This is a genomic window from Verrucomicrobiota bacterium, from assembly GCA_016871675.1.
Classification (GTDB): domain Bacteria; phylum Verrucomicrobiota; class Verrucomicrobiia; order Limisphaerales; family VHCN01; genus VHCN01.
Window position 1 is genome coordinate 1 of record VHCN01000103.1, and the last position, 7480, is coordinate 7480.

At 66.9% G+C, this 7480-nt stretch carries 8 protein-coding genes; 6 read left to right on the forward strand and 2 right to left on the reverse strand.

Going from position 1 to position 7480, the window contains the following annotated elements:
• Positions 1 to 257: ribokinase (locus FJ386_14580; protein MBM3877915.1), on the forward strand; the 257-nt coding region annotated here is incomplete at its 5' end.
• 52 nt (positions 258 to 309) lie between these two features.
• Here FJ386_14580 and FJ386_14585 read toward each other — a convergent pair.
• Positions 310 to 864, reverse strand: coding sequence for a hypothetical protein (locus FJ386_14585; GenBank protein MBM3877916.1), 555 nt, complete (start codon positions 862 to 864; stop codon positions 310 to 312).
• Between FJ386_14585 and FJ386_14590 the strand changes: the two genes are divergently transcribed.
• From FJ386_14590 to FJ386_14610, 5 genes are all read left to right on the forward strand, one after another.
• Positions 863 to 1570: a superoxide dismutase gene (locus tag FJ386_14590; GenBank protein ID MBM3877917.1), complete on the forward strand. Its 708-nt coding sequence runs from the start codon at positions 863 to 865 to the stop codon at positions 1568 to 1570. The genes FJ386_14585 and FJ386_14590 overlap by 2 nt on opposite strands.
• Before the next feature lie 345 nt (positions 1571 to 1915).
• A complete protein-coding gene (locus tag FJ386_14595) occupies positions 1916 to 4279 on the forward strand; it encodes a hypothetical protein (protein ID MBM3877918.1) in 2364 nt (787 codons plus the stop codon).
• 78 nt (positions 4280 to 4357) lie between these two features.
• Complete coding sequence (locus FJ386_14600; GenBank protein MBM3877919.1) at positions 4358 to 5776, forward strand: metallophosphoesterase family protein; 1419 nt, start codon at positions 4358 to 4360, stop codon at positions 5774 to 5776.
• 118 nt (positions 5777 to 5894) lie between these two features.
• Entirely contained in the window at positions 5895 to 6335 is a 441-nt protein-coding gene (locus FJ386_14605) for a YlbF family regulator (GenBank protein MBM3877920.1), read from the forward strand.
• Between the two features lie 109 nt (positions 6336 to 6444).
• A complete protein-coding gene (locus FJ386_14610) occupies positions 6445 to 7332 on the forward strand; it encodes a TIM barrel protein (GenBank protein ID MBM3877921.1) in 888 nt (295 codons plus the stop codon).
• A 12-nt stretch (positions 7333 to 7344) separates the two neighbouring features.
• Here FJ386_14610 and FJ386_14615 read toward each other — a convergent pair.
• The coding region (locus FJ386_14615; GenBank protein ID MBM3877922.1) for a hypothetical protein at positions 7345 to 7480 on the reverse strand (136 nt) is incomplete at its 5' end.

Genomic DNA, 7480 nt, shown 5'->3' on the forward strand with positions numbered 1-7480 from the left:
CGGGCGGCGCGTGGCTCGACACGCCTTCGTTCGCCGGTCACATCGCAGGTTTCAAGGTCACGGCCGTGGACACCGTGGGAGCGGGCGACACGTTCATCGGAGCCTTCGTCGTGAAACTGGTTGAGGGCGCGACGCCGCGGGAGGCGGCGCGATTCGGTTGCGCCGCAGCCGCCATCGCAGTCACCCGGCGCGGCGCGCAGGCGAGCATCCCGGCGCGGGCGGAAGTCGAACACTGGCTGAAATCGCGCGCGAACTGACCGCGAAGTTCCGGGCGACTTCGGCAGACTTCACGGCGTGGGGAACACGTAATCACCGCGCGCGATGGCTTGATAGACCTTGCGCGCGGTCGCGAAGTGCGAGCCCACGTGTTCCGCGCCGCCGGGCGCCCTGCGGCGGACGCGCAGGCTTGCCGTCAGCCGCCGCGATGATTTGAAGTTCGCCTGCGGTGAAGTTGCCCGCGTTCACGAACGCGATGCGCTGCGTATCCGGCGACCACGCGGGCTCGACATCCCAACCCGGCGCGGTCGTCAGCCGCGTGAGCACGCCACCCTCCGCGGGCAGCGTGCAAATCGCGCCTTGATACGACACGGCGATGCGCGAGCCATCGGGCGCGACGCGCGGATGAATGGGGCCGAAGGCGCGCTTCGATGGCGCGGACAACGCCGCCTCTGCCGCCGGCAGCACCGTGGCGTTTGTCGCAAGCAGGGCGATGGCGAGCACGAGGGCGGTCCGGGAATTCATGTCCCCTTTGAGCACCCGCGCGTCGCGCGCGTCAAGGAATCGCGTCCGCTCTTTTGCCTTCCGCCACGTCGGACCCCTGATAGATTCCGCGAGGCAACAGAACAACCAACCCTTCAACCTCATGATCACCCGCCGCACCGCACTGAAGACCGCCTCCGCCGCCACGGCCGCGCTCGCCGCCGCCGCCACTTTCACCGACGCGCTCGCGCAGGCGCCCGCGCCCACCGGCCCATTCACGCTCGCGCCGCTGCCTTACGCGAATGACGCGCTCGAGCCGCACATTGACGCGGCCACGATGGGCATCCACCACGGCCGGCATCACGCCGCTTACGTCGCCGGGTTAAACCGCGCCGTCGCCGGCACCGACCTCGCGAAGAAATCCGTCGAGGACATTGTGCGGGGGCTTGCCACCGCGCCGGAGAACATCCGCACCGCGCTCCGCAACCACGGCGGCGGCCACCTCAATCACACGCTCTTCTGGCGGATGATGAAGAAGGGCGGCGGCGGCCAGCCCAAGGGAGCGCTCGCGTCGGCGATGGAGAAGAAGTTCGGCGGATTCGACAAGTTCAGAGAGGCGTTCACCGCGTCGGCGATGGGGCAGTTCGGCAGCGGCTGGGCATGGCTCTCAGTGGACGACAAGAAAGAATTGCGCATCGAGGCGACGGCGAATCAGGACTCGCCGCTCACGGCCGGCCGCATGCCGCTGCTCGGGGTGGACGTGTGGGAGCATGCCTACTACCTCAAGTATCAGAACAAGCGCGCCGACTACGTCGCGGCGTTCTTCAACGTCATCGACTGGGACTTCGTGGCGGAGCGTTTCGGGAAATAGGCTCGATCGGTAGCGAGCCAGTCCGGTCACACGAGCGAGGCCGACATCCCGCAGGCGGTCCTGCGCCCGAACTGCCGGGCGCGCAGTGTCATGAGATCGGAACGCGCGTGGGCTGTGTGGATCGCGCGTGGCGTTGCCCTGTGCGCGTCCGCTTTCTTTCGCCCGCGACCTTCCTGTTACGGTGTGCCCGCGCCCGGCATGGACCGGGCAACTTTACGCGTCGCTCCGGCAGGCGCTGGCTCGCCACGAGGTTCCGGCGGGGCGGCCGTAGCTCGACATTGGAATGTCGTGCCACGGTGAGCCGCCTTGTGCTGCTGCCGGGAGTTCCCTACGCTCGCGCCATCAATGAATGACCTGCTTCACATTTTTTGTCGCAACACGTGCGGCTTGCTGCTCACGGGCGTGCTGTGTCTCAGCGGAGCTTCGCCCGCGCTTTCCCAGCAAGCCGCCCCGCTGCCCGGCACACAGCCGCTCACGTTGCAGGGCGACCTCTCGGCGCAGATGGTCGCGGGCATCGACGCCTTCCTGCTGAGCGAGACGGAGAAGGCCGTCGCCGCGCGCACGAACTTCTGGAAGCGAGACGCTTCCTCGCGCGAGGCCTACGAAAAATCCGTCGCACCGAATCGCGAGCGATTTCGCGAATACATCGGCGCCGTGGACAAGCGGCTGCCCATCACCGCGCTCGAATACGTCAGCAGCACCGCGAGCCCGGCGAAGGTCGCCGAGACGGACACGTTCACCGCATTCGCCGTGCGGTGGCCGGTGTTCGAGGGCGTGTTCGCCGAGGGCCTGCTGCTTGAGCCCAAGGGCCCGCGGATCGCGCGCATCGTGGCGCTGCCGGACGCCGACCAGACGCCGGAACAGGTCACCGGGCTCGCGCCGGGCGTGCCGGCCGAGTCGCAATTCGCCCGCCGGCTCGCCGAAAACGGCTGCCAGGTGCTCGTGATGACGCTCGTGGACCGCAAGGACACGCACGCGGGCAGCGCGGCGCTGAACCGCTTCACGAACCAGCCGCATCGCGAGTGGATTTACCGGCAGGCATTCGAGCTTGGCCGGCACGTCATCGGCTACGAGGTGCAGAAAGTGATGGCGGCAGTGGATTGGTTCGCCGGGGAGGAGTCCAAAGTCCGGGGTCAAAAGTCCAAGGTCGGCGTCGCAGGCTACGGAGAGGGTGGCTTGATCGCGTTCTACTCGGCCGCGCTCGACACGCGCATTGATGCGGCGCACGTGAGCGGCTACTTCGAATCGCGCCAGGGGCTGTGGCAGGAGCCCATTTATCGAAACGTGTGGCGTCTGTTGCGCGAATTTGGCGATGCGGAGATCGCGAGCCTCATCGCGCCGCGTCCACTCGTGGTTGAATACAGCGCGCCGCCCAAGATTGACGGTCCGCCCGCGCCGAAGGCGGGGCGCAACGCGGGCGCGGCGCCGGGGAAGGTTGCAACGCCGGAATTCGCCTCCGTGGAGGCGGAAGTGTCGCGCGCGCGGAAGGTGACCAATGCGGTCGTGCGACTCATGCCGGGTCGCTCCTACACTCCGATTCAGCCAATGCACGAGACGACGATCGGCCAGTTCCTGAGCGATCTTGGCGTGAACCGCGCCGCGGCGAAAATCGCGGCGACTTTGCCGACGGATCTTCGCCCGAATTTCAGCCCGGACGAGCGCCAGGAACGCACGGTCAGGCAGCTCGAAGCCCACACGCAGCGGCTGCTCGCGCTCTGCGAGAAGACCCGCACCGCGTATCTGTGGAGCAAGGTCAAGCCAACCACGCCGGACGCGTGGGCGGCCGCGATGAAGGAATATCAGCGCCGGATGTGGGACGACGCGATCGGCCGCCTGCCCGTGGCGAACGTGCCGGTGAACGCGCGCTCGCGTCCTGCTTACGACAGCCCGACGTGGACGGGCCACGAGGTGACGCTCGGAGTGTGGCCCGGAGTTTACGCGTGGGGCGTGCTGCTGGTGCCGAAGGATCTGAAGCCGGGCGAGCGGCGCCCGGTCATCGTGACGCAGCACGGGCTCGAAGGGGTTCCGCACGACACGATCACGGACGACCCGAAGCATCCGGGCTTCGCGTCCTACAAGGCGTTCTCCGCGAAGCTCGCGGAGCGCGGCTTCGTGGTGTTCGCGCCGCACAACCCGTATCGCGGGCGCGACGCCTTCCGCACGCTTCAGCGCAAGGCCAACCCGCTCGGCGCGTCGCTCTTCTCGGTCATCCTCGCGCAGCACGAGCGCATCCTCGACTGGCTCGGCAGCCAGCCGTTCGTGGACCCGCAGCGCATCGGCTTTTACGGGCTGAGTTACGGCGGCAAGACGGCGATGCGCGTGCCCGCGCTGCTGGACCGCTATGCGCTTTCGATTTGCTCGGCGGACTTCAACGAGTGGGTGAAGAAGAACGCGACGGTGGACTGGCCGTTCAGCTACATGTTCACCGGGGAATACGAGATCTTCGAGTGGAACCTCGGCGGGACGTTCAACTACGCGGAGATGGGCGCGTTGATCGCGCCGCGGCCGTTCATGGTCGAGCGCGGCCACAACGACGGCGTGGGCTACGATGAATTCGTCGCCTACGAATACGCGAAGATTCGCCGGCTCTACGGCTATCTGGGCATCCCGCAGCGAACGGAGATCGAGTATTTCAACGGGCCGCACACGATCAACGGCGTCGGCACCTACGACTTCCTGCACCGGCACTTGAAGGGGCCGGCGAGGTAGTTGGGGCGCGCGCTCCCGATTCCATCGCGCGGTTGAATACGCCCGAACCGGCTTCGTCCGGGCAGGAGCCTTGAATCCATGAGACTTCCCCTCCTTTCCCTTGGGCTCCTGCTTGCACTGGCTGTTCCGATGCCGGCGCAGACCGTCCTCATCAAACCCTACGTGCAGCCCGGGCACGGCTCCACGCTCGACGGGCGCGACAGCAAGGTGATCACGTGGTTCACGGACCAGAAGCCCGGGCAGTTCACGGTGGAGTTTGGCCCGACCACTCGCTATGGCCAGTCGGCGGCGCACATCCGCACGGCGCTCGACACGCAAACCAACCAGCACCACTTTCGCTACTCCGCGACGCTTGCGGACCTGCCATTCGACACGACCATCCACTACCGGGTCAAGCAGGGTGGCGACGTGTTGCGCGAGGCATCGTTCCGCACCCGCTCGTCGCCGGAGAATCCCGCGCGCTTCATCGTCGTGGGCGACACGGCCGCGGGCACTCCCGGGCAGCGGCGGCTGGCTTACGAGATGTCGAGGGTGAACCCCGGGTCGATGCTCATCGTCGGCGACATCGTTTACTCGCGCGGGCGCGTGGCGGAATACCTCACGAACTTCTGGGGCCCCTACAACAACACCGCGGCGCCCGACCCCAAGCTCGGCGCGCCGCTCATGCAGTCCACCGTCTTCCATGCCGTGCTCGGCAACCACGACATCGGCGCCTCGAACATCGCCCGCGTGCCGGACGGCTTCGCCGCGTTTTACTACTTCCACGCGCCCACCAACGGCCCTGGGCCCGGTCCGTGGGCAACGCCCGTCGGCGGAACCGCGGCGCAGAACGCGGCTTTCCGCCAGGCCGCCGGCCCCGCGTGGCCGGCGCTCGGTTTCTACTCGTTCGACAACGGCCCGGCGCATTTCCTCGCGCTCGACGCCAACCGCTACGCCAACTACACGAACGCCACGCTGCTCAAGTGGATCGAGAACGACCTGCGCTCAACGAAGCAGCCGTGGAAGTTCGTGTTCTTCCATCACCCGGGCTTCCACTCCTCGTGGGCGCACTACAACGAACAGAAGATGCGCGTGCTCGCGCCGTTGTTTGAGGCGTGCGGCGTGGACGTCGTCTTCGCGGGACACGTCCACAATTACCAGCGATCGAAGCCGCTGCGATTCGCACCCGCCACGGCCAGGCCCACCACGCGCGGTCGCGTGGACGGCACGTTCAAGCTCGATGAGAAGTTCGACGGCACCACGGTGACGCAACCCGACGGCATTCTCTACATCGTGACCGGCGGCGGCGGCGCACGGCTTTACGATCCGGACTACACAGACGACCCGGAGGCGTGGAAGGTGAACGCGCCGGGAAACTGGGTGCCGTTCACGGCGAAGTTCATCGCCGACCGCCACTCGTTTTCGCTTGTCGAGGTCGACCGGCAGAAGTTCCTGCTGCGGCAGATCGACGACACGGGCGCCGAGGTGGACCGCATCGTCGTGACCAAGCCGCGATAGGCGCACGAGCATTCCGACGGCAGTTCGCGGCGCTTGCTTGTCGCGGGGCGGGTGCTACCGTCGCCCGCACGCCGAACCGGCCGCGCGACTGCGGCGGGTCTTGGCGCACCACACGAACATGGAAACTCCATTGGCCCCGGCGGACACCGCCCCCCCTGCCCCCGCGCCGACCGACGCCGTGCAGCAGAAAATCGCCGAACTGTGCGAGGCGTTGCTCGCGCGGCCCGACTTTTCCGATCTTCGACGCAAAGTGGGCGCCTTCATGAACGACGAGTCCGCGAAGTTCCAATACCAGATGCTCAGCGAGCGCAGCGCCATGCTGCAGCAAAAGCAGAACGCCGGGCTGTCCATCACGCCCGAGGAGGCGGGGCAGTTCGAGGCGCTGCGCGAAGGCGTGATGAAGAGCACGGTCGCGATGGAGTTCCTCGACGCGCAGCAGGAGATCGGCAAATTGCAGGACGAGCTTCTCGGCTACGTGCAGAAGACGATCGAACTCGGCCGCGTGCCGACGAAGGAGGACTTCGACTCGTGCTGCTCGTCGAGTTGCGGCTGCCACTGAGCCGGCGCGGCGCGGGGCCGAGGAGTTTCTCTTTGACGGGTCGCCGCCGGTGGGGTGTATTCGAGCCAGCCATCTCACCGCCCCCAAGTCACTTCAACTCCACGGACTCATGACTTCATCGATCAACCGCCGCGCCGCCGTCTCGCGCCTCGCCGGAACAGCCGCCGCCGCCGCCGCCGTGAGCGCGCTCGCGATGCGCCTTGGCGCTGCGGACGCCGCGCTCAAGGGCCGCATCAACCACTCCGTCTGCAAGTGGTGCTACCCACGGGTGAGCCTCGAGGACTTGTGCAGGGCGGGCAAGGACATGGGCCTGCAATCCGTCGAGCTGCTGAACCCGCCGGACTTCGCGACGCTCAAGAAACACGGGCTTGTGTGCGCGATGGTGAGCAACCCGGTCGTGGACGGCCTCGGCGGCATCAGCAGGGCGTGGAATCGCGTCGAGCACCACGACCGGCTCGTCGTCGCCTACGAGCAGCGCATCAAGGAAGTCGCGGGCGCGGGCTTCACGAACCTCATCTGCTTCTCCGGCAACCGCGACAAGCTCGACGACGAGAAGGGCCTCGAGAACTGCGCGCTCGGACTCAAGCGCATCATGGCCGCGGCCGAGAAGGCGAACGTGACGATCGTGATGGAGCTGCTCAACAGCCGGGTGAATCACAAGGACTACCAGTGCGACCACACGGAGTGGGGCGTCGCCCTCTGCAAGCGCATCGGCTCCGAGCGCTTCAAGCTCCTCTATGACATCTACCACATGCAGATCATGGAGGGCGACGTCATCACGCGAATCCGGCAGTTCAAGGACTACATCGCGCACTACCACACCGGCGGCGTGCCCGGTCGCAACGAGATTGACGACACGCAGGAACTCCACTACCCGGCGATCATGAAGGCCATCGCCGAGACCGGCTACAAGGGTCACGTCGCGCAGGAGTTCATCCCGAAACGGCCCGACGCGCTCAAGTCGCTGAGCCAGGCGGTGCAGATTTGTGATGTGTAGCCGCGGGAGCAGCTACTTCGCCCGCACCACACGCACGCGGTGCGCCTCGCTGTCGCCGATGAACACGCTGCCGTCGCGGTCCACCCACAAGCCGTGCAGGCGGGCCAGCTTGCACTTGAGCGGGTCGCCGTCCGGGCCGTCGCCCTTC